The following is a 23,953-nucleotide window of genomic DNA, read 5'->3' on the forward strand; positions in this document are numbered from 1 at the left end:
GCTTCATCGGCCGCACGGACATGCAGAGCATCCCGGTCCGGATCCGCGTAAACGGCAACGCTCGCGATCCCCGCATCCCGGCAGGCCCGCGCAACACGGACAGCAATTTCGCCTCGGTTGGCGATGAGCACCTTGCGCACGATGGCTCCCTCCTTGAAACAAGCTGAGTTTAGGGACAGCCGACACGGCCTTTCGACCCGTCCCCAGAGGTGACCTTGCCCACACAGAGCGTGATGCGCGCGCTGCCCCCCTGCCGAAAACCCTTGTGACGCCGTGGACCAGGGGATTCCCCGACTGCACAGTAACCCCGCGCTGTGGCCAAGGTCTCTGTCCGCGCGCGCGCCGGCCCGGGCCGATTCTTTGTGGAGTCCCTACGAATGGGCGAATGATTCTTTGCCGTTCCGCAGGCCGCGCAACCAAGGCGTGCACATCTCTTGTCCCCGCGTTTACTCGTTAGTAGCCTCCGGGGGTCGAACACACTTCGTACGTGCTTCGGGCGGGGATGGGGGCGTTGTGGCGCGCAGACTCGTGGCCGGACTGGCCGCGCTGTTGCTCTTCGCCGAAGCCGTCGGCTTCGTCCTCGTCAACCACGTGCTCGCCACCGTGGCCGACCGGCAGTCCATGTCCATAGCCGAGGTGGACGCCGACGTGATGGTCGCCGGCACGTACGTGATGGGCGCCGCGATGGGCGGCTACCTGCTGTGCTGCGGCCTCGCCCTGCTGGCGGCCGCGCTGCGGGACCGCGCCCCGGGCCGCTTCGCGCGGATCCTGCTGATCACGTGCGCCGTCACCCACGCCGTGCTGGGCGCGGTGGCCGTGGGGCTGGTCGGCTGGCACGGCTTCGGCTTCATGGTCCTGGTGCTCCTGCTCGACGTACTCGCCCTGACGCTCTACGGGCGGCGCACCGGGCCCGACGGGGTGCCGGGGAGCGGCGCTCCCGCCGGGCCGGAGGAGGGGCCGGTGGCGGACCGGCTGCCGCCGCCCGCCACCGCCTGACCGGCAGGCACCGCCCGGCCGCCACCGCCCGGCCGGCCGCCGGGCGCCGTGGGATCAGGCCCACAACTCCGTGATGGAGATGTCCAGTTCGCCGAGGAGCGAGCGCAGCAGCGGCAGCGAGATGCCGATGACGTTGCCGTGGTCCCCGTCGATGCCCTCGATGAACGGGGCCGAGAGGCCGTCCAGGGTGAACGCGCCCGCCACGTGCAGCGGTTCGCCGCTCGCCACGTAGGCGGCGACCTCCGCGTCCGAGGGGGTGCCGAAGCGGACCGTGGTGGACGCGGTCGCCGACACCTGCCGCCCGGACACGGTGTCGATCACGCAGTGCCCGGTGCGCAGCACCCCGGCCCGGCCGCGCATCGACTGCCAGCGGGCGGTGGCCTCCGCGGGGTCCGCGGGCTTGCCGAGGGCCTCGCCGTCCAGTTCCAGTACGGAGTCGCAGCCGATCACCAGGGAGCCCGAGGCGGCCTCCTGTCCCGCCACCACGGCGGCCTTGGCCTCGGCGAGGACGAGGGCCAGCTCGGCCGGGGTGTCGGCGCTCAGGGCGTCCTCGTCCACCCCGCTGACGATCACGTGCGGGGCGAGGCCGGCCTGCCGCAGCAGGTTGAGCCGGGCGGGGGAGGCGGAGGCGAGGACCACGGGACGCGGCGAAGGCTGGTCAGTCATGCGGCCCATCGTAGGAGTCCGGCCGGGGGCCGCGGCGGGCGCCCCCCGCGCCGGGCCCGTACCGCGAGGCCCGTACCGGCGCCGGGTCCCGGTCGCCTCGGAGGCCCCAGGTGCCTCAGGTGCCTCAGATGCCGAGGACGTACACGACCACGATCATCGCGATCACGAGGACCACGGTCATCCGGCGGATCATCGCCTGGGCTTCGCGCATGTCCCGCGGCGGCTCGTTCTTGGGATCGGACCAGAGCATGTACCGCATCCTCGTCCGCGCACGCCGGCGGCGCCTGAGTACGGGTACTCAGGCGCCGCAGGTGCTTCACCCGGATCACCGGGGGCGGGCCCCCGAGGTGCCCCTCAGGAGGGCCAGTACGTGCGCCCCCAGGACCGCGGTCCCGGCTGCGGGAGCCGGCGCCGGGCCACCCGGGCGGGGTCCGACCAGCCCTCGGGGACGGCGGGTCCCGCGCCCGGCGCCGCCGCGGCGAGGGCGGCGGCGCGGGCTTGGACCACCGCCAGTGCGGCGGCCAGCTCCTCGGGGGTCGGGTTCCCCTTGACGACCTTGATCATGGTTGTGCCCCTTCCTGTGCTGGGCCCGCGCCCGGGGTCAGAGCGGGATGTTGCCGTGCTTCTTCGGGGGCAGCGACTCCCGCTTGGTGCGCAGCTGGCGCAGCCCCTTGACGATGTGCGCACGGGTGTCGGACGGCAGGACCACCGCGTCGACGTATCCGCGCTCCGCCGCGACGTACGGGTTGAGCAGGGTGTCCTCGTAGTCGGCGATCAGCTCGGCGCGGGTGGCCTCCTGATCCTCCGCCGCGGCGATGGTGCGGCGGTGCAGGATGTTCACCGCGCCCTGGGCGCCCATGACCGCGATCTGGGCGGTGGGCCAGGCCAGGTTGAGGTCCGCGCCGAGGTGCTTGGAGCCCATGACGTCGTACGCGCCGCCGAAGGCCTTGCGGGTGATGACGGTGATGAGCGGGACGGTGGCCTCGGCGTAGGCGTAGATCAGCTTGGCGCCGCGCCGGATGATTCCGTTGTACTCCTGGTCCGTGCCCGGCAGGAAGCCCGGGACGTCCACGAAGGTCAGCACCGGCACGTTGAACGCGTCGCACGTGCGCACGAAGCGCGCGGCCTTCTCGGAGGCGTCGATGTCCAGGCAGCCGGCGAACTGCATCGGCTGGTTGGCGACCACGCCCACCGGGTGGCCCTCGACCCGCCCGAAGCCCGTCAGGATGTTCGGCGCGAACAGGGACTGGGTCTCCAGGAACTCCCCGTCGTCCAGCACGTGCTCGATGACGGTGTGCATGTCGTACGGCTGGTTGGCGCTGTCCGGGATGAGGACGTCCAGCTCCAGGTCGGAGTCCGAGGTCTCCAGGTCCGCCTCCTCCGGGAAGGCCGGCGGCTCCGAGAGGTTGTTCGAAGGCAGGTACGAGAGCAGCGACTTGACGTACTCGATCGCGTCCTTCTCGTCCCCGGCGAGGTGGTGGGCCACACCCGAGGTGGAGTTGTGGGTGCGGGCGCCGCCGAGCTCCTCGAAGCCCACGTCCTCGCCGGTGACCGTCTTAATGACGTCCGGACCGGTGATGAACATGTGCGAGGTCTGGTCGACCATCACGGTGAAGTCGGTGATGGCGGGGGAGTACACCGCACCGCCCGCGCACGGGCCGACGACCAGCGAGATCTGCGGGATCACGCCCGAGGCGTGGGTGTTGCGGCGGAAGATCTCCCCGTACATGCCGAGGGCCATGACGCCCTCCTGGATGCGGGCGCCGCCGGAGTCGTTGATGCCGATGACCGGGCAGCCGGTCTTCAGCGCGAAGTCCATCACCTTCATGATCTTCTGGCCGAAGACCTCGCCCAGCGACCCGCCGAGCACGGTGAAGTCCTGGGAGAACACGGCGACCGGACGGCCGTCCACGGTTCCGTAGCCGGTCACGACCCCGTCGCCGTACGGGCGGTTCTGCTCCATGCCGAAGTCGGTGGAGCGGTGCCGGGCGAACTCGTCCAGCTCGACGAACGAGCCCTCGTCCAGGAGCAGGGCGATCCGCTCACGGGCCGTCAACTTCCCCTTGGCGTGCTGCTTCTCCACGGCCCGCTCGGACCCCGCGTGGACCGCCTCGTCGATGCGGCGCCTGAGGTCGGCGATCTTTCCCGCGGTGGTGTGGATGTCGATCTGCGTCGCCTGCGACGACTCTGAGGGTTGTGACATCGGGGTCGCGGCTCCCTGCCTGGTCAACCTTATGACTGCGGATGGCTACTGGCACGTAGCGTATCGGCGCGCATGGCGCTCGGCAGTGCGGCGTTCCCCACACCTAATCTGGCTTGCATGACGCCTTCGGATGCTTCAACGCCCGCATCGTCCGGCCGCTGGTCCAGCCTCGACCGGCCGCCCCTCAGCCCCGCCTCCCTGCAGCGCTCCCTGGTGACCCCCGGCAGCCTGTGGACCTCCGTGGAACTGGTCGAAAGCACCGGCTCCACCAACAGCGACCTGGCCGCCCGCGCCGCGGAACTCCCCGAGGGGGCCGTGCTCGTCGCCGAGGAGCAGACCCGGGGCCGCGGCCGGCTCGACCGCACCTGGTCGGCGCCCGCCCGCTCCGGCCTGTTCTTCTCCGTGCTCCTCAAGCCGGACCCGGCGCAGGTCCCGGCCGAGCGGTGGGGCTGGCTCACCCTGCTCGCCGGAGTGGCCGCCTCGGACGCCGTCTCCCGTGCCGCCGGGGTGGACACCGCCCTGAAGTGGCCCAACGACCTGCTCGTCACCATCGACGGCCACGAGCGCAAGACCGGCGGCATCCTCGCCGAGCGGGCCGGCGGCGAGGCCGGGGGGGTGGTCATCGGCATCGGGCTCAACGTCACGCTCGGCGAGGAGGAGCTCCCGGTGCCCGCCGCCGGCTCCCTGCTCCTCGCCAAGGCGGCCGTCACCGACCGCGACTCCCTGCTGAAGGCCGTCCTGCGCGCCCTGGAGCACTGGTACCGGCGCTGGACCGAGGCCGGCGGCGACCCGGCGGCCAGCGGCCTGCAGGAGACGTACGCGGCCGGCTGCGCGACGCTGGGAAGGCACGTACGGGCCGAGCTGCCGGGCGGCCGGGAGCTGACCGGCACCGCCGAGGCGGTGGACGCGGACGGCCGGCTGGTGATCCGTACGGCGGAGGGGGAGCGGGAGGCGGTCGGCGCGGGCGACGTGGTCCACCTGCGGGCGGGGCAGTAGCCGGGCCCGGGCCCGGGGGCGGGGGTCCGGGGCGGGGTGGTCGGCGGGTGGCCGTGGCCGGTGGAAGGCGTGGGCGGCGGGAAGGTACGGCCGGTGGGGAGTGAGCTACGGCACACCTGCCGTATGGTTTAGGCGATCGCCGGTCCTCTCGGTGATCACCTGGTTCGGCAGGGCAGTGCGCGCGGAATGGACAGGAGGCGGCCCTTGACCGTCGACGACGCTGGTTCCGGCGCACCCGGAGCCACCGGCCCCGCCGCCCCAGGCACGCCGATCGGGCGTGACCAGCACACCCCGCTCCACGAGGTCGACCACACGGCCGAACCGACAGCCGACCCCCTGGCCATCCGCCTGGAGCAGCTGATCCTCGGCGCCGAGCGCCGGTACACCCCCTTCCAGGCCGCCCGCAGCGCCGGGGTCTCGATGGAGCTCGCCTCCCGCTTCTGGCGGGCCATGGGCTTCGCGGACATCGGGCAGGCCCGGGCCCTGACCGAGGCCGACGTACTGGCCCTGCGGCGGCTCGCCGGCCTCGTCGAGGCGGGGCTGCTCAGCGAGCCGATGGCGGTGCAGGTGGCCCGTTCCACCGGGCAGACCACCGCCCGGCTCGCGGAATGGCAGATCGACTCCTTCCTGGAGGGGCTGACCGAGCCCCCGGAGCCGGGAATGACCCGCACCGAGGTCACGTACCCGCTGGTCGAGCTGCTGCTGCCGGAACTGGAGGAGTTCCTCGTCTACGTCTGGCGCCGGCAGCTGGCCGCCGCCACCGGCCGGGTCGTGCAGGCCGCCGACGACGAGGAGATGGTGGACCGGCGGCTCGCGGTCGGCTTCGCGGACCTCGTCGGCTTCACCCGGCTCACCCGGCGGCTGGAGGAGGAGGAGCTCGGCGAGCTCGTCGAGACCTTCGAGACCACGGCGGCGGACCTGGTCGCCGCGCACGGGGGCCGGCTCATCAAGACCCTCGGCGACGAGGTGCTGTACGCGGCCGACGACGCGGGCACCGCGGCCGAGATCGCCCTGCGGCTCATCGAGACCATGGAGAGCGACGAGTCGATGCCCGAACTGCGGGTCGGGATCGCCTTCGGCACGGTCACCACGCGCATGGGGGACGTCTTCGGGACCACGGTGAACCTGGCCAGCCGGCTGACCTCCATAGCGCCGAAGAACGCCGTGCTGGTGGACGGGGCACTGGCCGAGGAGCTGGGCCGCACCGGGGACGCCCCGGTCTCGGAGAAGTCGGCCGCGGCGGAGGAGGGGGCGGGCTACCGCTTCGCGCTCCAGCCGATGTGGCAGCGGCCGGTGCGCGGACTCGGGGTCGTGGAGCCCTGGCTGCTCACGCGGAGGGCCCCTAAGATCCCCGGTTGACGATAACGAGCGTTAACCGGGAGGGTCGAGGGATGGCTGAGCAGCGCTACGGAGAGTTCGTCGCGGTACGGCGGGAGGGCGACGGGCACGTCGCGGAGCTCGCGATGGACCGCCCCAAGGCGATGAACGCCGTGTCCACCGAGATGGCCCGCTCGCTGGCCGCCGCCTGCGACGCGCTGGCGGCGGACCCGACCGTGCGGGTGGTGGTGCTGACCTCCACGCACGAGCGGGCGTTCTGCGTGGGGGCGGACCTCAAGGAGCGGAACTCCTTCACGGACGCCGACCTGCGGCGGCAGCGGCCCACCACGCGCGGGGCCTACACGGGCGTGCTGGAGCTGCCCATGCCGACCATCGCGGCCGTGCACGGCTTCGCCCTCGGCGGCGGCTTCGAGCTGGCGCTGTCCTGCGACGTGATCGTGGCCGACGAGACGGCGCTGGTCGGGCTGCCCGAGGTGTCCGTGGGCGTCATCCCGGGCGGCGGCGGTACGCAGCTCCTGCCGCGCCGGATCGGGGCGGCCCGGGCCGCCGAACTGATCTTCACGGCCCGGCGGGTGGAGGCGGCCGAGGCGGCTGCGCTCGGCCTGGTCGACGAGCTGGTGCCGGCCGGCACGGACCGCGAGCGGGCGCTCGCCCTCGCGGCCGCCATGGCGGCGAACTCGCCGGTGGGGCTGCGGGCGGCCAAGCGGGCGCTGCGGCTCGGGCACGGGCTGGACCTGCGGGCCGGGCTGGAGGTCGAGGACGCGGCGTGGCGGACGGTGGCCTTTTCGGGGGACCGGGCGGAGGGTGTGGCGGCGTTCAACGAAAAGCGCAAGCCGAACTGGCCGGGCGAGTAACCCCCTCCACCCCGTCCCGGGGCTCACGCCCCGACCCCGCGGGCCCACCCCGCGCCCCGACCCCGCGGGCCCACCCCGCGCCCCGACCCCGCGGGTCCGCCCCACGCCCCGACCCCGCGGGTCCGCCCCGCACCCAGCCCCCGCTGCGCGGAGCCCTTCCCCGACCCGCCCCTTCCCGAACCGGGGCTCCGCCCCGGACCCCGCGCCTCAAACGCCGGCGGGGCTGACAGGGGCCGGGGCTCCGCCCCCGGGCCCCGCGTCTTGAGCGGCGGCGGGGCTGAAAGGATTCGGGGCTCCGCCCCGGGCCCCGCGCCTCAAACGCCGGCGAGGCTGAAGGGTTCGGGGTTCTGCGCCGGGCCTTGCGTCTTGAGCGCCGGCGGGGCTGAAAGGGTTCGGGGTCTGCCCCGGGCCCCGCGCCTCAAGCGCCGGCGGGGCTGAAGGGTTCGGGGTTCTGCGCCGGGCCCTGCGTCTTGAGCGGCGGCGGGGCTGAAAGGATCCCGGGCTCCGCCCCCGGCCCCGCGCCTCAAGCGGCGGCGGGGCTGGAAGATTCGGGGCTTAGCCCTGGCCCCGGGTGGGGGGCCGCGGGGTGGAAGGAGCCTCGCCGGCGATTGAGGCGCGGGGTGCGGGGCGGAGCCTCGGGTGTGGTGGCGGGCAGGATTACGCTCGGTCAGCGAACTGGGACCGGATGTCGTAGTAATGATCCCCAAATCGGACAAAAGTCCTTAGCCTGGGGTGATGGGAGTTGACGGGCGGCTGCGAGCCGTGGTGGGGCTCGCGCAGGCGATGGCGGCGGCACACACCCCCCGCGACAGCGTACGAGCCGCGGCGCGCGGCGCCAGACTCGCGATGGCCGGCTCGTTCGCGGCCATCTCCGGCTGGGAGCGCGAGCGCGGCCGGCTCCGGGTCCTCGTGAACGAGGGGGCCCGCCGGGACGGCGAGGAGGAGTTCCCCGCCGACGAGTCGTATCCCGTACACGACTTCCCGGAGATCGCCGAGTTCCTCCACGAGCGCTGGGCGGGCGGCGGCGGCCCCCACGCCTGGGTGGAGTCCGCCTCCGGCCCCGGCCACCGCGCGGCCGGGCTGCGCCGCCGCGCCCGCGGCAGCTGCGTGGTGGCCCCCGTGGTGCTGCACGGCCGGGCGTGGGGCGAGCTGTACGTGGCGAGGGAGGCGGACGCCCCGCCCTTCGGCGAGGACGACGCGGAGTTCGCCACCGTGCTCGCCGCCGTGGTCGCCGCGGGCCTCGCGCAGAACGAGCGGCTGGAGGAGGCCCGCCGGCTGGCCTTCACCGACCCCCTCACCGGCCTGGCGAACCGGCGCGCGGTGGACGTGTCTCTGGACGAGGCCCTGGAGCGGCACCGTACCGAGGGGACCGTCGTCAGCCTGGTGGTCTGCGACCTCAACGGGCTCAAGCGGGTCAATGACACCCTCGGGCACGCCACCGGGGACCGGCTCCTGGAGCGCTTCGGCTCGGTGCTGAGCCTGTGCGGGGCGAAGCTGCCGGGGGCGCTGGCCGCCCGGCTCGGCGGGGACGAGTTCTGCCTGGTCTCGGTCGGGCCGGGCGCCGATGCGGTGGTGGCGGTGGCGGAGGAGCTGTGTGACCGGGCCGCGGGGCTGGAGCTGGGGGAGGGGGTGGCCTGCGGGATCGCCTCCACGGGGGATCCGATCGGGCCGGTGCGCTCCTCGCGTCGGCTCTTCCGGCTTGCGGACGCGGCGCAGTACCAGGCGAAGGCGGCGCGCTCGGCGAAGCCGGTGGTTGCGGGGCGGGATCGGGCGGTGGTCCCGCTGGCCGACTCGCCGCAGCCCGGCACGCCGGAACGCCGCCGCTTCCGGGGGCGCGACTGACCCCCGGCCCCTACGGGCCCGCCCCCCTGCCCTCCGACAGCCCGCGGCTGCCCACGCGGCGGGGCCCACCCGGCCCTCCGGCTGACGTTGCCCACGGGGCGGGGCCCACCCGGCGCCTCCGGCTGGCGCTGCCCGTCGGGCGCGGGGTCCACCCGGCGCCTCCGGCTGGCGCTGCCTGTCGGGCGGGGTCATTCCAGCTTGTCCGGCTGGGCGCTGCGGGGGTCATTTCAGCCTCGCCGGCGTTTGAGGCGCGGGGTTCGGGGCGGAGCCCCGAGACGGCGGCCCGCGGATGCCCATGGTCCGGGCCCACTCCAGCCCCTCCGGCGCTTGAGGAGCGGGGTCTGGGGCAGGGCCCAAGGCAACCCGGCTGGCGCCGGGCACCGGGCTCCGCCCGGACCCGCTCCTCAAACGCCGGAGGGGCTGGAATGTGCCGGGCCGGGGTCTGCCCAGGCGTGCGCCCCGGGTGTGGCGGGGCTGGAACGTGCCGGGCCCTGCCCAGGCGTGCGCCCCGGGTGTGGTGGGGCCGGGCTTTGGCCGGGCGTGTGCCCTCGGGGCGGAGCGTGTCGTGCCCGGCCGGGGTCGTGGGGCCGGGGTGGCACGTGGAGTGGACTGGCTAGTGACATGTTGGGATTCAGTCCGTAGGGTGCTGAATATGGATATGCACACTGTCGTGGTGGGGACGTCCGGCACCACCGCCGAGGACGTGATCGCCGTCGCCCGCGGCAACGCCCGTGTCGAGCTGTCCGCGGAGGCCCTGGCCGCCCTCGGACGCGCCCGCGAGATCGTGGACGCGCTGGCCGCGAAGCCCGAGCCCGTCTACGGGGTCTCCACCGGGTTCGGCGCCCTCGCCACCCGGCACATCAGCCCCGAGCTGCGCGCCCAGCTCCAGCGCAACATCGTCCGCAGCCACGCCGCCGGCATGGGTCCGCGCGTCGAGCGCGAGGTCGTGCGGGCGCTGATGTTCCTGCGGTTGAAGACGGTCGCCTCCGGTCACACCGGCGTGCGGCCCGAGGTCGCCCAGACCATGGCCGACGTGCTCAACGCCGGGATCACCCCGGTCGTCCACGAGTACGGCTCCCTCGGCTGCTCCGGCGACCTCGCCCCGCTGTCCCACTGCGCGCTCGCCCTCATGGGCGAGGGCGACGCGGAGGGCCCCGACGGCGTGGTCCGCCCCGCCGGCGAACTGCTCGCCGAGCACGGCATCACCCCCGTGGAGCTGAAGGAGAAGGAGGGCCTGGCCCTCCTCAACGGCACCGACGGCATGCTCGGCATGCTGGTCATGGCCATCGCCGACCTGCAGAGGCTCTACACCTCCGCCGACATCACCGCGGCGCTCTCCCTGGAGGCCCTGCTCGGCACCGAGAAGGTGCTGGCCCCCGAGCTGCACGCGATCCGCCCGCACCCCGGCCAGGGCGCCAGCGCCGCCAACATGGCCGCCGTCCTGGAGGGCTCCGGGCTCACCGGGCACTTCCAGGAGGAGTCCGCCCCGCGCGTCCAGGACGCGTACTCGGTGCGCTGCGCCCCGCAGGTGGCCGGCGCCGGCCGGGACACCCTCGCGCACGCCGCGCTGGTCGCCTCCCGCGAGCTGGCCGCCGCCGTGGACAACCCCGTCGTCCTCCCCGACGGCCGGGTGGAGTCCAACGGCAACTTCCACGGCGCTCCCGTGGCGTACGTGCTGGACTTCCTCGCCATCGCCGCCGCCGATCTCGGTTCCATCGCCGAGCGCCGCACCGACCGGCTGCTCGACAAGAACCGCTCGCACGGCCTGCCGCCGTTCCTCGCGGACGACGCCGGCGTGGACTCCGGCCTGATGATCGCCCAGTACACGCAGGCCGCGCTGGTCAGCGAGATGAAGCGGCTGGCCGTCCCGGCCTCCGCCGACTCCATCCCCTCCTCCGCGATGCAGGAGGACCACGTCTCGATGGGCTGGTCCGCCGCCCGCAAGCTGCGCACGGCGATCGACAACCTCAGCCGCATCGTGGCCATCGAGCTGTACGCCGCCACCCGCGGCATCGAGCTGCGCAAGGGCCTGACCCCGGCCCCGGCCAGCCGGGCGGCGATCGCGGCGGCCCGCGCCGCCGGTGTCGAGGGCCCCGGCCCCGACCGCTTCCTGGCCCCCGACCTCGCCGCCGCCGACGCGTTCGTCCGCTCGGGCGGGCTGGTCGCGGCCGTCGAGCCGGTCACCGGTCCGCTGGCCTGACGGGCCGGGCGGCACCCGCGCCGAAGCGGAACCGGAGCGGAAGACGGAGCCGCAGCAGATGACGGAAGGGGCCGCCCCCGGGAATCCCGGGGGCGGCCCCTTCCGCGCGCCGGCCGGCCGCGGTCCTACAGGCCCCGCGAGCGCCGGACCGAGAAGGTCAGGAAACCGGCCCCGATCCCGAGGCAGATGGTGCCCCCGGCGAGGTACGGAGTGGTGTCGGTGCCACCGGTGTCGGCCAGTGCGAGCGGGGCCGCGGCCTCGCCCTGGAGGCGTACCGCGCCGGCGGCCGGGACCTGCCCGGCGGCACCGGAACGATCGGTGGTGGCATTGGCCGAGGGGACGAACCACAGGGCGGTGAGGAGAGTTCCCGCTCCGATGGCGGTGAGCAGCGGGCGACGTGCGGACACGGTTCGATCCCCCTTGTGCAGCAGCGAATTGGCCGTGTGCGCCGATGCTAATGAAAGGGGCGGGTCGTGGGAAAGCCAGGGGCCCGGGACCCTTAGTCTCCGTCACATGAGCACTTCAGAGTCATCACGGTACGTACGGCTTCGGGTGGATTTGGTGCTGGAAGTGGTGGAGCCCGACTCCCTGACCGGCGCGGCGATCGAGCACATCAGGGCGGACGAGTTCATGCCCGACGAGGAGCGCGGGCACGCCGAGGCGGCCGTACGGGAAGACGAAGCGGAAGCCCTCGCCTACCTCATCGACCCGTTCAGCCTGGTCTCCGAGGTGCCCGGGGTGGAGCTCGCACAGGCCTCCTGGAGCACCGAGCCCGTCGAATACGACCCCGAGTCGATGGAGTGGGACCTCGACGAGGAAGATGGTCCCTTCGCAGACAGCGAAGGCGACGCAGAGGACAGCGGACACGGCCGCACCGAGCAGGTCCCGGACACCGACCGGTAACCCGCGGAAGGCGGCACGGAGCCCCGGCCGGCCGTGGGATTGCCCACATCCGGATCCGCGGTGGAACCGGACCCGCACGTGCGAGCGTTGTCACAACGAGGCAGGGAGGTCCCCCGGGACCGCCCTGCCCGGGGATTTCCGGGGAATCGGCAACGATGGAGAAGCGTGTGAGGACGGACAGCAAGCGGCGGCGCAGGGCCCTGGCGGCCGCTTCCGCCCTGCTCGGCGGCGTACTGGTGCTGACCGCGTGCAGCGGTGACGACACCAAGGGCAGCGGCGACGGCACCAAGAAGACGCAGGCGGACGTCGATGCGGCCGCGGCCAAGGACGCCTCCAAGGCCCAGATATCCATCACGCCGAAGGACGGCGCGACGAACGTCGGGATCAACAGCTCCACCAAGGTCACCGTCGCCGAGGGCACCCTGACCCAGGTGGAGATGAAGACCGCCGACGGCGCCGCCGTCGCCGGCAAGATCTCCTCCGACGGCAAGAGCTGGGCGCCCGACGACAAGCTGAAGCGGGCCACCAAGTACACGCTGAGCGCCGTCGCGAAGGACTCCGAGGGCCGCGAGGCCCACGAGAACACCTCCTTCACCACCGTCTCGCCGGACAACAGCTTCATCGGCTCGTTCACGCCGGAGGACGGCTCCAAGGTCGGCGTCGGCATGCCGGTCTCGATCCGCTTCGACAAGCCGATCAAGGACCGCAAGGCCGTCCAGTCCGCGATCACCGTGAACACCACCAGCGGCCAGGAGGTCGTCGGCCACTGGTTCGACTCCCAGCGCCTGGACTTCCGGCCCGAGGAGTACTGGAAGGCCGACTCCACGGTCACGATGAAGATGTCCCTGGACGGCGTCGAGGGCGCCCCCGGCGTCTACGGCGTGCAGGAGCGCACCGTCACCTTCACCGTCGGCCGCAGCCAGGTCTCCACGGTCGACGCGAAGACCAAGAAGATGACGGTCACGCGGGACGGCCAGGTCATCAAGACCATCCCGATCTCCGCCGGCTCCCCGGAGAACCCGACGTACAACGGTCAGATGGTGATCTCCGAGAAGTTCAAGGAGACCCGGATGAACGGTGCCACCGTCGGCTTCAAGGGCAAGGACGGCAAGGGCGAGTACGACATCAAGGACGTGCCCCACGCGATGCGGCTGTCCACCTCGGGCACCTTCATCCACGGCAACTACTGGGGCGCCGACTCGATCTTCGGCAGCGTCAACACCAGCCACGGCTGCGTCGGCCTGAACGACACCCAGGGCGCCAACGACCCGAACACCGAGGCCGCCTGGTTCTACGACAACTCCCTCATCGGTGACGTCGTGACCGTCGTGAACTCCCCCGACAAGCAGATCAAGCCGGACAACGGCCTCAACGGCTGGAACCTGAGCTGGGCCGACTGGAAGGCCGGCTCGGCCGTCTAGCAGCCGCCCGCGGACGTACGCACCCATGCCCTCCGGGCCCCGAACAGGGGGACCGGAGGGCATGCGCGTGCGGGGCGCGCGCGTGCGCGTGTGCGTGCCTGCGCGGGCCCGGCGGGCGCGGGACGCGTCGTACGGGCCGCCGCCCGGCCGGAAAAGCGATGGACGGCGGAGCGCACCGCGTGCCTAGGGTCACCGGTATGACGATGCCGAAGACCACCACCCTCGCCGCGCCCCCGACCGACGCCGACGTGGACGCCTGGCTGGCGGTGCTGGCCGGGGCCCACGCGCACGACCTGCCCGGGATCCCGGGCCCCGGCCGCACCGAGACCGCGGGCCGCCTCCAGACCCCGCCGGCCCGCGGGCGCGCCGTCTGCCTCGCGCTCACGCCCGCCGAAGAGGGCACCGGGGCCGCGGAGGGGCCCGGTCAGGCCTTCGACGGGGTGGCCGCGCTGCTGCTCTACAGCGACCCCGGCAACGCCCACACGGCCTTCCTGGACGTGCTCGCCGTCCGCCCGCAGGCCCGCCGCCGGGGACTCGGCCGCGCGCTGTGGGAGGAGGTGCGCAAGGAGCTCGCGGCGGACGGCCGGACCTCCGTCAGCGCCCTGGTGGACCTCGGCGGCCCCGGCGAGGCCTTCGCCCGCTCCCTCGGCTTCGAGAACGTCCTGCCCATGGCCTGGTACGTCCAGGACCTCGCCGGGACCGGGACCGGGACCGGGACCGCGGCCGGGACGGGGACCGGCGCCGCGGCCGCCGCGCCCGAGCTCCCCGAGGGCTACCGCCTGGTCTCCTGGCCCGGGATCGTGCCCGACGAGTACGCCGACGCCGCCGCGGCCGCCCACGCGGCCATGGAGGACGCGCCCACCGGCGAACTCGACGAGCAGACCCCCGCGTGGGACGCCGAGAAGCTGCGCGCCGCCGAACGGCTCGTCCTGGCCCGCGGCGGACGCATCCACACCGTGGCCGCCGTGACCCCGGCGGGGGAGGTGGCCGCGTACACCGAGGTGGTGCTCCCCGATCCGGCCGGGGAGCGGGCCGTCCAGTACGACACGGTGGTCGTGCCCGCCCACCGCGGCCGCGGACTGGGTCGCGCGGTCAAGCTGCACATGGTCGCCGAGCTGCGGGAGCAGCACCCCGGGCTCCGGCAGATCGCGACCACGGTCGCCGACGCGAACGGGCCGATGCGCGCCGTCAACGAGCAGCTCGGCTACCGGCACGAGCGGGCCTGCGGGTACTTCCAGCTGGAGCTGTGAGAGGGGGAGCCGGCGGGACCGGCCCGGGCGGCCCGAGCCGTCCGGACCGGCCCGAGCCGTCCGGACCGCCCGGCCCGGCCGCCGAGGCCGTGCCCCTACGGCCGCCAGACGTAGCGGACGTCGGGCTCCTTCTCCTCGTTCGTCGCGCCGTCCGTGCGCTCCACGGCCTCGAAGCCGTGCCGCTCGTAGAACCGGTGCGCGGGCGCGTTCACCTGGAAGGTCCACAGTTCCAGCCCCGCCGGCGACAGCTCCTTGGCCAGCGCCACGAACCGGTCGCCCAGCCCCTGCCCGCGCCGCTCCGGCGCCAGGTACAGCTGCTCGATCACCCCGTCCTCCAGCACCATCATCCCGGCCGCCGCGCCCGCCTCGTCGCGCGCGATCCAGGTCCGGCCCGCGGGCACGATCACGTACGAGAACCAGCCGCGGACCTCCTCGTCGGTGTGGGCGCGCCGGACGGTCGGCAGGGCCGCGCCGTACGAGCGCAGCCACACCTCCGCCACGTCGGCGGCGTCCTCGCGCTGGGCGGTGCTGAGGGTGAAACTCACAGGCGTGCGGCCTCCGTGTCGACGCCCCACGAGGACAGCAGCCGCAGGGCGTCGGCCGAGGGGGAGCCCGGCTCGGCATGGAAAACGATCAGCGACTGCTCGGCGTCGTCGGGCAGGTTGAGTGTCTCGAAGGCCAAGGAGACCGCACCGACCAGGGGGTGGCGCAACCGCTTTACGCCGTGCGTCTTGTCGGCCACCGTGTGTGCCGCCCACAGGGTCCTGAACTCGGCGTTCTTCACGGACAGTTCGCCCACGAGCGCCGACAGCTGCGGATCGTCGGGGTGGCAACCCGCGTACAGCCGCAGGTGGCTGACGACGTAGCAGGCCTGGCACTCCCACTCCGCGTACAGGTCGGCGGCCGCCGGGTCGAGGAAGACCATCCGGACCAGGTTCCGCTCCTCGGGCGCCATCGCGGCGAAGTCGCCGAACACCGCCCGCGCCATGCGGTTCCAGCCGATGACGTCGAGCCGCCGACCGAGGACGTACGCGGGCACCCCCTCCATCGCGTCCAGCAGGGTCAGCAGCTCCGGGCGGACCTGCTGGGGCCGGCTGCTCACGCGCTTGCGGCGGGCCTTCGGCTTGGCGAGGTGGGTCAGATGGGCCTGCTCCGCGTCGTCCAGCCGCAGCGCACGCGCGATGGAACCCAGCACCTCGGCGGAGACGTTCTGCCCGTTCCCCTGTTCGAGGCGGGTGTAGTACGCGACGGACACCCCGGCGAGCTGCGCGAGCTCCTCGCGGCGCAGGCCCGGCACCCGGCGGTGCCTTCCGAGATCGGGCAGCCCGACGTCGCCGGGCTGCAGCCGGGCCCGGCGGGAACGGAGGAACTCGCCGAGTTCGGCACGCTGATCCATACCCCAAGTATCGCGGCGGGCAGGGGCGGGCGCGGGGGCGATCCTGACCCTGCCAGTGGTAGGACCGGCGATCGTAGGCACAGCAGAGGTCTGGGTGCGCCGAAGGCGCCGGTGCATCGTTTCCTCCGACGGCCCGCCGCCGCACCCCGGCGGGGGCTCGTCACCGACGCAGCACGCGACGCGTCCCGCGACGCATCCCGCGACGCGTCCCCGATGCGTCATCCGAACCGACACCCGGCGGAGCGCCGTCCCGGCGCAGCGCCGCACCGACCGAGCGACACCCCCACGAGGAGCACTCCGGCATGTCCGTCACCTCCGTAGCCGCCTACGCCGCCCCCGCCCCGAAGGCCCCTCTGGAGCGCACCACCGTGCCCCGCCGCGCCCTCGGCGCCCACGACGTCCTGATCGAGATCAAGTACTCCGGCATCTGCCACTCCGACATCCACCAGGCCCGCGACGGCTGGGGCGAGGGCATCTTCCCGATGGTCCCCGGCCACGAGATCGCCGGCATCGTCACCGCGACCGGGCCGGAGGTCACGAGATTCGCCGTCGGGGACCGGGCGGGGGTCGGCTGCATCGTGGACAGCTGCCGCACCTGCGAGCACTGCCTCGCCGGCCAGGAGCAGCACTGCACCAGCGGCATCATCGGCACGTACAACGCCGTCGGCCGGGACGGCGAGCCGACCTACGGCGGCTACTCCACCCACATCGTCGTCGACGAGAACTACGGCGTCCGCATCCCCGACTCCCTCCCGCTGGACGTGGCCGCCCCGCTGCTGTGTGCCGGCATCACCTTGTACTCCCCGCTGAAGCACTGGCAGGCCGGCCCCGGCACGAAGGTCGCCATCGTCGGCCTCGGTGGCCTGGGCCACATGGGCGTGAAGATCGCGGCGGCCCTCGGCGCCGAGGTCACCGTCCTGTCCCAGTCCCTGCGCAAGAAGGAGGACGGGCTGCGCCTGGGCGCCGCCGACTACCGCGCCACCAGCGACGAGGCCACGTTCAAGGACCTCGCCGGCAGCTTCGACCTGGTGATCTCCACCGTCTCGGCGCCGCTCGACCTCGGGGCGTACCTGGGCCTGGTGAAGGTGGACGGCGCGCTCGTGAACGTCGGCGCGCCCGAGGAGCCGGTGTCCCTCAACCTGTTCTCCCTCATCGGCGGCCGCAAGACCCTGGCCGGCTCGATGATCGGTGGGATCGCGGAGACCCAGGAGATGCTGGACTTCTGCGCGGAGCACGGGCTGGGCTCGGAGGTCGAGGTCATCCGCGCCGACCAGGTCAACGAGGCGTACGAGCGGATCCTCGCCAGCGACGTGCGCTACCGCTTCGTGATCGACGCCTCGACCATCTGAGGCGCCCGGAGCCGTCTTGGCGCCCGGACCGGGGGCCCGGAGCCGAGCCGTTCCGGCCGCGCTCGGCCGCCGTCGGCCGCTCTCGGCCGCCCGGGCCGCCCGCAACGGCCCGGGCCCCGTCCTCAGGCCGCGTCGGGGGCGCCGTCGAGGTGGAACGCCACGTCGGCGGCGCCCTTCAGGGCGATGTCCCGCATCTCGCAGAAGTGCTCGGCCTGGTCGCCCGCCCGGTACCGCCAGGGCAGCGCGTCGATGTGGCCGTCGACCAGCCGGAAGTTCTCGGCGGACTCCGTCACCCGGCCCTGGAGCAGGCAGAAGTACGCGAGCAGGTGGCGCAGTTCCGCGAGCCGCGGGTGCGCGGGGTCGGCGGCCGCGGCATCGCGCAGGGCCTCGTCGACCCGCCGCTGCATGGCCTCCGACTCCACCTCCTCGGCGGCTCCGCCCTCGCCGTCGTCCTCCTCGTCCTCGTGCTCGAAGAAGGCGATCAGCGGCAGCGCCGTCAGCAGGCTGCCCGCGGGGGCCGCGGCGGCAGCCCGCTCGGCGAAGGCCATCGCCAGGGTCCGCGAGCCGCGCCACTTCGCGCACCAGTACTGCAGGGCCGAGAAGTGCGCCTCGTAGTGGTGCGGGGCGCGGGCCGTGATCTCGGCCCAGATGCGGTCCATCTCGGCGCGCGGCGCCCCCAGGCCCAGGGCCACCCAGATCGCCGCGATGTACGGGGTCGGGTCCTCGGGGTTCAGCTTCGCGGCCCGCTCGATGTCCGCGCCGGCCTGCTCCAGCACCCGGTGGAAGCCCGCGAACTGCTCGCGCGAGGTGTACTGCGCCCGCTTGGCCCCGCGGACGTTCCACGCGAGCACCACGGTGCTGCGCGCCCGCACCACCGCCGCGTCCGGGCAGTCCCGCCGGGTCTGCTCCCAGGCCGTCAGCCAGGTGTCGTCCTCCGCGGCCCGCTCGCCCAGCAGGTACGCGAACGCCGAACGCCGCTCCCAGTCCCGCCCGGTCTCCGCCAGCAGCGCCGCCGCCGGCTCCCACCGCCCCGCCCGTACGGCGTCCAGCGCGGCCCGCTCGGCGGCGGGCAGCGGCGCGGCCAGCCCGGTGTCCTGGTCCGCGGCCGCCACCAGCCCGGCCACGGCCGCGTCGTGCCGGTCCCCGCCCCGCGAGACCCGCACGTATTCCTTGACGAACACCCCGCCCAGCCAGACGAGGAAGGCGAGGGTGGGTATCGCCAGGACGATGAGCACGATCATGAGCATGCAGAGATCGTAGAACGGCCGGAAACCGCCCCCGCCCTCCCCGGTCCGCACCCGTCCCGACCGCCCGCCCGGCGGCACGTCAGCGCACGACGAGCCCCGGGACGAAAGCGGCGATGCCGGACAGGAAGCTGCCGACCCCGGCGAGGGTGACGACCGCGGACTTGCCGTCGGAGAACAGTCCCGCGCAGAACGCGCGCAGCTGGCGGCGGATCAGCAGCATCTTCAGCTTCTGCCAGCGGTGCTGGCGGATGTGGCACCCCAGCAGGAGCCCGGAGGCGTTGTTCCGGCAGCCGTCGTCCCGCCCGCGGACGGGAGCCCCGCAGGACACCGGGGCCTGGAACAGGCACCACACGGCCGTGGCGGCCGAGAGGACGGCCACGACCGCCGGCCCCGCCGTCCGGTTGACCCATGCCGCGATCAGCAGCAGCGCCGCCAGTACGCCCCACCACTGGCCCAGACCGCCGAGCGCCCTGGCCTTCACCCCCGTAGATGCCATGAGGGGGATTCTGGCCCGCGGCGCCCCGCAGCATGCCTGCATGATCGCCGGCTGGCCGGATCATTTCGGCGGCCGGGCGGGACCGGGCCGCGGGCCGGGGTCCGGTCCCGGGTCCGGGTCCGTGCCGGGGGCGGGCGCAGGGGCGGGTGCGGCAGGCGGAGCGGACGCCGGTGCCGGGGGCGGGGCGGGGTGGGCGCGGAGGGCGCCCAGCCAGACGCCGGCCAGGATCAGGGGGGTGCCCAGGAAGAGGCCCGTGGTGAGGGTTTCGTCGTCCAGCCAGGCCGACACGACGATCGCGACCACCGGCACCACCACGAAGACGTACGCGGCACGGGAGGCGCCCCAGCCGCGGACCACCAGCAGGTACAGCACGAAGGTCAGGACCGAGCCGGCCACCACCAGATAGGCCAGCGCCCACCAGGTCGCGGCCCGGTCCGGCGCCCGCCAGGTGTCGCCGGCCAGCAGGGAGCCCGCGAAGAGGAGCACGGCGGCCGCCGCCATGCCCACCGCGTTCATCGTCACCGGGTGCACCTGCGGCAGCCGGTGCACCAGCACGGCCGCCTCCGCGAACGACAGCACCGAGCCCAGCACCGCGAGCAGCGACAGCACCGGCACCGAGCCCTCCAGCGGGGCCCGCGTCGCCAGCGCCACCCCGCCCAGCGCGAGCAGCGTGCCCGCCAGCGCCCGCAGCCGCAGCCGCTCCTGGTGCTGGGCCACCGACAGCAGCAGCGCCACCAGCGGTACGACGGCCAGCAGGGTCTGCCCCAGCCCGGCGTGGATCCGCACCAGGGCGTAGTACGCCAGCGCGAACGACACCCCGAAGTTCAGCACCCCGAAGAGCACCGCCCCCGCCAGCGCCCGCCCCCGCGGCAGCGCCAGCCGCAGCACCGCCATGATCCCGAGCAGCACGACCGCCGAGGTCCCGAAACGGACGGCCGCGCCCCACAGCGGGTCCAGCTCGCGGTTGCTGAACCGGACCCCGACGGCGTTGCCGCCCGCCAGCAGCGCACAGCCGGCGAAGGCGGCCGGGGTCCCGTACGCGCGTCCTCCGGCCACCCTCCCAGCGTAGGAACCCGCGCCCCGGCCCGCGCGCCGCGGACCGGGGCCCGCGCCCTGCCGGCCCGGACCGTGCGCCGCCGGCCGGGCCGCGCGCCGCCGGCCGGGCCTAGGGCGCCTCGGCCAGCACGGCCCCGGCGGCCCGGTCCCAGGTCACCTCGCGGGCGAGGACCGCCCGCAGCTCGGCGACCTGCCGACAGGCCACCTCCCGGTCGGTGAAGACGCGCTCGACCGCACGCTCCCACTCGTCGGCGTCCACGGCCGCATCCCCGGTCACCGGCACCACGAACGGAGCCGCCTTCGCCGGGCCGAGGTGCTCCCGCAGCAGCTCCGCCAACCCGCTCTCCTCGCTGAGCAGCACCGGCACGCCCAGGGTGACCGCCTCCACCCCGACCAGCCCGAACCCCTCCTTCCGCGAAGGCATCACGACCAGGCTCGCACTGCGCATCTCGTCGTCGATGCGGTCCGCGTCCGCCGTGTACTCGCGCACCTGCACGTCCAGCTGCGGATTGCCCGCGTGCTCGCGCAGGGCCGCCCGCAGCTGGTCCGCGGTGCCCTCGGGGGCGCCCCGTACGACCAGCCCGGGCGGTGTCAGCCTGCGGCGGGCGTGCCGCGCGTGCACCCTCCCGCAGGCGGCGGCCGCCAGGTCCAGGCCCTTGAGCTCGACGTCCTCGGCCCGCCCGAACAGCAGCACCGACCAGGGCGAGCCCGGCGGCGGCGCGTACGGCCCGCCCGTGGCGGGGGTGTCGAACCCGGGGTCGATCCGCAGCGGCTCGGACACCCCGCGGTTCGCGAACTCCTTCAGGTACCGGCTGTGGAGCCGGGGCCCCACCGTGACGGCCCGGTGCGCGGTCAGGCCGAGCTGCCGCTCGACGGTGGTCCGCTCGTCGGCCCGCCGCCCGGCCCCCGGCTCGGCCTTGTGCCACTCGATCTCCTCCGGCGCCATGTGGATGACGTGCAGCCGGCGGGCACCCGGGAAGAAGCTGGCCACCAGGTGCTGGGCGACCGGACCGGTCATCCGGCTGTGCCCGAGGACCAGCCCGGGCAGCACCCCGTCCGGCAGCGGGGGCCGCTGCATGAGGTGCGCCCCGTCGGGCGCCCCCGGGATCCGCTCCGGGAAGACCAGCTCCACCCCGTGCGCCTTCGCGCGGGCCACCTCCGCGGGCGAGGCCTTCGGCACGTAGCAGTACACCGCGGCCCCGCGCGCGGCCATCGCCGTGCACAGGTTCCGGTTCAGGGTGCTCAGCCCGCCGTGCGAGGAGTCCCACTCGGTGGCCACGGCGAGGACGACGGGATGCGCGGCGGGTACGGCGGCGGGCGCGGACCCGGGGGCCGTCCCGACCGCTGCCCCGGCGGCGGTTCCGGCGGCGGTTCCGGGCACGGGCCCCGAGCCGGAGGCCGGCTCCCGGCCGAGGCCATCGCCGCCTGCGGGGACCGGGACGGGGACCGGGACCGCGTCGAGACCGTCGCCGGATCCGCGGCCCGCGCCCGCGCCGGAGCCGGACGCGGCGGCGGGACCCGCAACCCCGTCCCGCTCGGCCTCCTCCCCGGCCTCCCCGGCTGCCCCGTCCGCCCCGTCCGCCTCCCAGAGCGCGGCCCGCGCCTGTGCCACCGCCACGCGCAGGTCCGCCTGCCGTTCCTCCCGCAGCACCGTGCCCTCGGCCGTCCGCTCGGGGATGTGCAGGTAGGCCATCTCCTGCCGGGACATCGGCATCCCCGGCAGGCTGGCCTCCGCCTCCGCCAGGCAGCTGCGGGCGAGCCCGGTGCTGCCCGTCAGCAGGTGCGCCAGCGCCTTGTTGTACAGCGAAAGGGCGCGCTCCCAGGCGCCGGGGGTCTGCTCGACGGCCCGGGCCGCCCAGCCGACGGCCTCCGCGGCGCGGCCGGCGCCGAGGCAGACGTGCGCCAGGTTGTTGGCCGAGTGCCAGGAGGACGCGAGCTCCCAGGCGGCGTGGAACTGGACCCAGGCCCGGTCCCGGTCGCCCTGCGCGTAGGCCATGTAGCCGGTGTTCAGGTGGTTGGCCGACATGGTGAAGCGCACCCGGCCGCGGGCGCGCCGGAACCACTCGGTGGCGGGCCAGGTGTGCAGCGGGATCCGCACCCGTTCGGCGGTGAGCGTGCCGCCCAGCTCCTCGATCCGGGCGGCCGCCTCCGCGAACCCCGGGGTGTCCGCCAGGACGAAGTCCTCGTGGTCGGCCGAGTAGAGCCAGCGCACCACCGAGGTCCGGCCGTACGTGCAGGTGACGGCGGTGAGGTCGAGGGCGGACGGCTCGCCCGCCATCAGGACCGCCTGGTGCAGGTACATCACCGCCGCATGGGCGGTCGGGCCCTCCGGGGCGAGCCGCTCCAGCGCGTCCAGCGCCTGCTCCACGTCCTTCGGCCCCGTCCCGAGGTGGGTGGGCAGGATCCCCACCCCGTCCCGCTTGAACGCCCCCAGCAGCAGCCGCAGCCTGCGCACGAGGCTGTCGCGGACCCCGCTGTGTCCGGTCAGGGGCGCGTGCGGGCCGCGGCCCAGCTTGCCGATCGTCCACAGGCGTACGTAGATCTCGTCGAACAGCTCCGTCTTCGCGGTGAGCCGGATGACCTCCTCGTCCGCGATCAGCCCCTCGTCGACCAGGGCCCCGCGGACCGCGTCCACGTCCGCCCGCACGATGTCCGCCTCGCCGGTCATGCGGTACGCGAACCAGGCCTCGTCGGCGGTCGCGTGGTCGAGGGACGAGGTCAGCACGCTGAAGGCGCGCAGCTGGTGGTCGGGCATCCGCCGCACCGCGCGGATCAGCGGGCGGTCCAGAACGTGCCGCCCCGACTCCATGCGCGACATGACCCCTTCGAGCATCTCGGGGGTGAGGTCCATCATGGCGGCCGCCCCGCACTGCCAGCGCTCGAACATCTCGTACCCGTACAGCTGGATCTCGTACGGGTTGCCGTCCGTCAGGTCCTTGAGGGCCTGCACGGTGCCCTCGAAGTCGACGAACCCGCGCCGGTCCAGACGCAGGCTCCGCAGCGGCCGCAGCAGGCAGTCGCGGATGTCGTCGATGTCCGTGAAGCGCTCGACCTTGATCTCGCGGAACTGGCGCAGGATCGGCGACTGCACCTCGGTGATGCGGTCGATCAGCCCCGCCGTCCCGGCCAGCACGAGGACCATGCCGTCCACGTCCTGGGCGAGGAAGCGCAGCACCGACAGCACCTGCGCGTCGGAGGCCATCACCTGCGCCTCGTCGATCAGCAGCACGAGGGGGCGGCCGAGCAGTCCGACCACGCGGGCGAGGTCGGCGCGCAGCGCGGCCTGCGAGAACCGGCCGAGGGCCAGGGCCTCGGGGAATTCGAGCGGGAACCCCGGCGGGGGAGCGGCCCCCGCCATGACCCGCCGCACGTCCGCCGCCGTGAACGGCTCCGCGTCCCCCCGGCCCCGCGCGTCGGCGGCGACGGCCTCGGCGATCTCCTCGTACAGGAGCCCGAAGAACGACGGGAGGCTGCTCTCCCCCTCCGACAGGGCGGTCCGGACGGGGAACAGCCCCCGCTCCCGGGCCATCCGCTCGGTGGCGAGCAGCAGGCTCGTCTTCCCCGCGGCCCGCTGCCCGTGCAGCACCAGGCACAGCGAGGGCTGCTCGGCCGCCGCCTGGTCGAGCTCGTAGGCGATGACCTGCAACTCGGCCGTGCGCCCGGCGAACACGGCGACATCGCGCACGGGGTTGCGGTAGTTGTACGGGTTGCGCAGCCTGGTCATCCCCAACGGGCCCCCT

22 protein-coding genes are annotated in these 23,953 nt (G+C 74.2%); 10 read left to right on the plus strand and 12 right to left on the minus strand.

The genetic code is table 11. From position 1 onward, the window contains the following. The coding region (locus ACZ407_RS17335; RefSeq protein ID WP_208785519.1) for a biotin carboxylase N-terminal domain-containing protein at window positions 1-140 on the minus strand (140 nt) is incomplete at its 3' end. Between the two features lie 373 nt (window positions 141-513). Between ACZ407_RS17335 and ACZ407_RS17340 the strand changes: the two genes are divergently transcribed. After that, window positions 514-996: a hypothetical protein gene (locus ACZ407_RS17340; RefSeq protein ID WP_468128947.1), complete on the plus strand. Its 483-nt coding sequence runs from the start codon at window positions 514-516 to the stop codon at window positions 994-996. Window positions 997-1,050: 54 nt separating this feature from the next. On the opposite strand, the gene ACZ407_RS17345 is transcribed toward ACZ407_RS17340, so the two are convergent. The 4 genes from ACZ407_RS17345 to ACZ407_RS17360 form a co-directional block, all read right to left on the minus strand. Next, window positions 1,051-1,662, minus strand: coding sequence for a Maf family protein (locus ACZ407_RS17345; protein WP_468128948.1), 612 nt, complete (start codon window positions 1,660-1,662; stop codon window positions 1,051-1,053). Between the two features lie 124 nt (window positions 1,663-1,786). Next, window positions 1,787-1,912, minus strand: coding sequence for a morphogenic membrane protein MmpB (gene mmpB, locus ACZ407_RS17350; protein WP_468128949.1), 126 nt, complete (start codon window positions 1,910-1,912; stop codon window positions 1,787-1,789). Window positions 1,913-2,016: 104 nt separating this feature from the next. Continuing rightward, complete coding sequence (locus tag ACZ407_RS17355) at window positions 2,017-2,226, minus strand: acyl-CoA carboxylase epsilon subunit (protein ID WP_468128950.1); 210 nt, start codon at window positions 2,224-2,226, stop codon at window positions 2,017-2,019. A gap of 37 nt (window positions 2,227-2,263) precedes the next feature. Further along, window positions 2,264-3,865, minus strand: coding sequence for an acyl-CoA carboxylase subunit beta (locus tag ACZ407_RS17360; protein WP_468128951.1), 1,602 nt, complete (start codon window positions 3,863-3,865; stop codon window positions 2,264-2,266). Window positions 3,866-3,982: 117 nt separating this feature from the next. Here ACZ407_RS17360 and ACZ407_RS17365 point away from each other — a divergent pair, with 117 nt between their 5' ends. From ACZ407_RS17365 to hutH, 5 genes are all read left to right on the plus strand, one after another. Continuing rightward, entirely contained in the window at window positions 3,983-4,861 is an 879-nt protein-coding gene (locus ACZ407_RS17365) for a biotin--[acetyl-CoA-carboxylase] ligase (RefSeq protein WP_468128952.1), read from the plus strand. 204 nt (window positions 4,862-5,065) lie between these two features. Continuing rightward, window positions 5,066-6,220, plus strand: coding sequence for an adenylate/guanylate cyclase domain-containing protein (locus tag ACZ407_RS17370; RefSeq protein ID WP_468128953.1), 1,155 nt, complete (start codon window positions 5,066-5,068; stop codon window positions 6,218-6,220). Between the two features lie 32 nt (window positions 6,221-6,252). Then, window positions 6,253-7,053, plus strand: a complete 801-nt coding sequence (locus tag ACZ407_RS17375; protein WP_468128954.1) for an enoyl-CoA hydratase/isomerase family protein — start codon at window positions 6,253-6,255, stop codon at window positions 7,051-7,053. Between the two features lie 735 nt (window positions 7,054-7,788). Beyond that, on the plus strand, window positions 7,789-8,895 hold the full coding sequence (locus ACZ407_RS17380) for a GGDEF domain-containing protein (RefSeq protein ID WP_468128955.1): 1,107 nt from the start codon (window positions 7,789-7,791) through the stop codon (window positions 8,893-8,895). A 658-nt stretch (window positions 8,896-9,553) separates the two neighbouring features. Further along, a complete protein-coding gene (gene hutH / locus ACZ407_RS17385; protein WP_468129333.1) occupies window positions 9,554-11,095 on the plus strand; it encodes a histidine ammonia-lyase in 1,542 nt (513 codons plus the stop codon). Window positions 11,096-11,220: 125 nt separating this feature from the next. On the opposite strand, the gene ACZ407_RS17390 is transcribed toward hutH, so the two are convergent. Further along, window positions 11,221-11,502: an LAETG motif-containing sortase-dependent surface protein gene (locus ACZ407_RS17390; RefSeq protein WP_468128956.1), complete on the minus strand. Its 282-nt coding sequence runs from the start codon at window positions 11,500-11,502 to the stop codon at window positions 11,221-11,223. Between the two features lie 106 nt (window positions 11,503-11,608). On the opposite strand from ACZ407_RS17390, the gene ACZ407_RS17395 reads away from it, so the two are divergent. From ACZ407_RS17395 to ACZ407_RS17405, 3 genes are all read left to right on the plus strand, one after another. Then, on the plus strand, window positions 11,609-11,998 hold the full coding sequence (locus ACZ407_RS17395; protein ID WP_468128957.1) for a hypothetical protein: 390 nt from the start codon (window positions 11,609-11,611) through the stop codon (window positions 11,996-11,998). A gap of 155 nt (window positions 11,999-12,153) precedes the next feature. Continuing rightward, a complete protein-coding gene (locus ACZ407_RS17400; protein WP_468128958.1) occupies window positions 12,154-13,419 on the plus strand; it encodes a L,D-transpeptidase in 1,266 nt (421 codons plus the stop codon). A 197-nt stretch (window positions 13,420-13,616) separates the two neighbouring features. Continuing rightward, window positions 13,617-14,669: a GNAT family N-acetyltransferase gene (locus ACZ407_RS17405; protein ID WP_468128959.1), complete on the plus strand. Its 1,053-nt coding sequence runs from the start codon at window positions 13,617-13,619 to the stop codon at window positions 14,667-14,669. 95 nt (window positions 14,670-14,764) lie between these two features. On the opposite strand, the gene ACZ407_RS17410 is transcribed toward ACZ407_RS17405, so the two are convergent. After that, a complete protein-coding gene (locus ACZ407_RS17410) occupies window positions 14,765-15,214 on the minus strand; it encodes a GNAT family N-acetyltransferase (protein ID WP_468128960.1) in 450 nt (149 codons plus the stop codon). Next, the gene (locus ACZ407_RS17415; RefSeq protein ID WP_468128961.1) at window positions 15,211-16,065 is read right to left on the minus strand and encodes a helix-turn-helix transcriptional regulator; all 855 of its coding nucleotides are present in this window, start codon (window positions 16,063-16,065) and stop codon (window positions 15,211-15,213) included. The genes ACZ407_RS17410 and ACZ407_RS17415 overlap by 4 nt, the downstream gene beginning before the upstream one ends. A 302-nt stretch (window positions 16,066-16,367) precedes the next feature. Between ACZ407_RS17415 and ACZ407_RS17420 the strand changes: the two genes are divergently transcribed. Next, entirely contained in the window at window positions 16,368-17,414 is a 1,047-nt protein-coding gene (locus ACZ407_RS17420) for an NAD(P)-dependent alcohol dehydrogenase (protein WP_468128962.1), read from the plus strand. A 122-nt stretch (window positions 17,415-17,536) separates the two neighbouring features. Here ACZ407_RS17420 and ACZ407_RS17425 read toward each other — a convergent pair whose 3' ends face one another. The 4 genes from ACZ407_RS17425 to ACZ407_RS17440 all read right to left on the minus strand — a co-directional run bounded on the left by ACZ407_RS17425 (window position 17,537) and on the right by ACZ407_RS17440 (window position 23,937). Then, complete coding sequence (locus tag ACZ407_RS17425) at window positions 17,537-18,661, minus strand: hypothetical protein (RefSeq protein WP_468128963.1); 1,125 nt, start codon at window positions 18,659-18,661, stop codon at window positions 17,537-17,539. A gap of 79 nt (window positions 18,662-18,740) precedes the next feature. Next, window positions 18,741-19,157, minus strand: coding sequence for a hypothetical protein (locus tag ACZ407_RS17430; protein ID WP_468128964.1), 417 nt, complete (start codon window positions 19,155-19,157; stop codon window positions 18,741-18,743). A 60-nt stretch (window positions 19,158-19,217) separates the two neighbouring features. After that, window positions 19,218-20,213, minus strand: coding sequence for a DMT family transporter (locus ACZ407_RS17435; protein WP_468128965.1), 996 nt, complete (start codon window positions 20,211-20,213; stop codon window positions 19,218-19,220). A gap of 109 nt (window positions 20,214-20,322) precedes the next feature. Then, entirely contained in the window at window positions 20,323-23,937 is a 3,615-nt protein-coding gene (locus tag ACZ407_RS17440) for a glycosyltransferase (RefSeq protein ID WP_468128966.1), read from the minus strand. Window positions 23,938-23,953 lie beyond the last annotated feature (16 nt).

It is taken from the genome of Streptomyces sp. NPDC030809 (genome assembly GCF_055572195.1).